The organism is Mangrovicoccus sp. HB161399, assembly GCF_013184745.1.
Classification (GTDB): Bacteria; Pseudomonadota; Alphaproteobacteria; order Rhodobacterales; family Rhodobacteraceae; genus Mangrovicoccus.
In genome coordinates, this window is the sequence record NZ_JAATVU010000230.1 from 1 (window position 1) to 1,471 (window position 1,471).

2 protein-coding genes are annotated in these 1,471 nt (G+C 67.2%); both read left to right on the forward strand.

The window, feature by feature from the left end:
- On the forward strand, nt 1–207 hold a 207-nt coding region (locus HCC78_RS33435), incomplete at its 5' end, for a hypothetical protein (RefSeq protein WP_216671423.1).
- Nucleotides 208–1,182: 975 nt separating this feature from the next.
- Nucleotides 1,183–1,422 (forward strand): hypothetical protein, encoded by a 240-nt coding sequence (locus HCC78_RS32530; protein WP_172332815.1) that lies wholly within the window; start codon nt 1,183–1,185, stop codon nt 1,420–1,422.
- Nucleotides 1,423–1,471 lie beyond the last annotated feature (49 nt).

A 1,471-nucleotide genomic window follows, 5' to 3' on the forward strand; every position in this document is an offset into this window, starting at 1 on the left:
TCGGTCCTCGCCTGCTCCGGCGGGCGGCAGCCGATGCGCAAGAGAAGAGGCCGCGGCCCTGCCAAGGCGGATGAACTCCGCTGGCTCTCTTGCGCAAATCCTCCGGCGCGGCTTCATGACGTGCAACCCATGCAAGGCGGCATGCGGATGACCAGCCGAGGCGACATCCAGGTCTGCGGGTGCTCGCCGCCGGACATGAAAGCCTGAGCGGCAGAATTCAGGGGCAGAGGGCGGCTCGGCTCCGCTAGGAGGCGCGCATGGCACTCAAGGTTCCGGAGTTCCGGAAAATGAGGGGCAACAGGCAGCGGGACTGCGCGGCTGCACGGGGCGAGCAACGGAACGGTCCGACATCACGTTCGCCGGACGAAGGCCGGAACGGCGATAGCCGGAGCGCGAAATCCCGCAAGGCCGCGGCTTTTGCGGGCGCGGTCGGGCACTGGCGGCGCTCGCAGAGGAAGCGGGGCTGAACCCCGCCGCGTTGCAGGCTGACTGCTGCACGGCCATGACGGCCCCCTGCGGTCGGCGCAGAAATTGTGGATGCGGAGCTGTCCGGCGGCCCGTATCCGGGCAGGCCGAAGTATCGAGCCCCCCTGGGCGCTCAAGTGTAGATCGATTGATCTCGTTTCCCGGATGTGGTCATCGACAGCGAGGCGATCGATCTGGTGGCCTTGCATATGGTGTTCATGCATAGTCGGCAGAAGGCCATCGTCTGGGCACGATCCAAGGACATGCTGTCCTGGATTTCGCGCAATCGTCGAGTCATTGCCGCGCAACCGCTTGTGGGAGGATTCACGGCGCGAAGCCAATATGTTAACTGGCAGGCGCGAGCAGGTACGCGCCGCACGCGCACAAGGCTGCCAAGCGGAAATGCTGCAATCATGCGCTGGGGCAGAGAGGGCCGCCGACCGTCCGGTTCGATCCGTCGATGCAGTGGGAAGCCGTTCCGGCCGGCCGGCGCAGCCGCCGGCAAAACCATGGCGCCGCTGAGATCCGGGCCCGCCTCCGCTCGAGCTCCTCGTCGGCCTGCCGCTCCCGGCAGGAGTGAGCCAGCGTGGCGCCACCGGTGCAAGCAGCTGGCGAACGGTTTCGTGGCGAGCCTGCCGGAGTTGTCCGGGCTGAGCCAGTCCGTCCCGGACTCCGGTCCCCTGTCAGGCCGACAAAAGCGCTGGACGCCACCATTCCTTGCCGCAGCTCGAGGGGACATCCGATCTGCTCGTGGACAGCACCGGGATTGAGGCGGAAGGCGAAGGCGAGTGGCGCAGCCGCAGGCATTGCGGCTCGAAACGCTCGGTCTGGCGGAAGAACCGCCTCGGGATCGGTTGGGAAGCGTCGGAGATCCGCACCGTGGAGATCAGCTCCAGCGATGCCGCCGAGCAGCCGGTCGTCGCCCTTTCCGCCCTCCAGCAGGTCGCTGCCGTCTGAACCCTTCAGGCGGGGCGCTGTTGCGCAACTCGGCGGACCGCCGAAACTC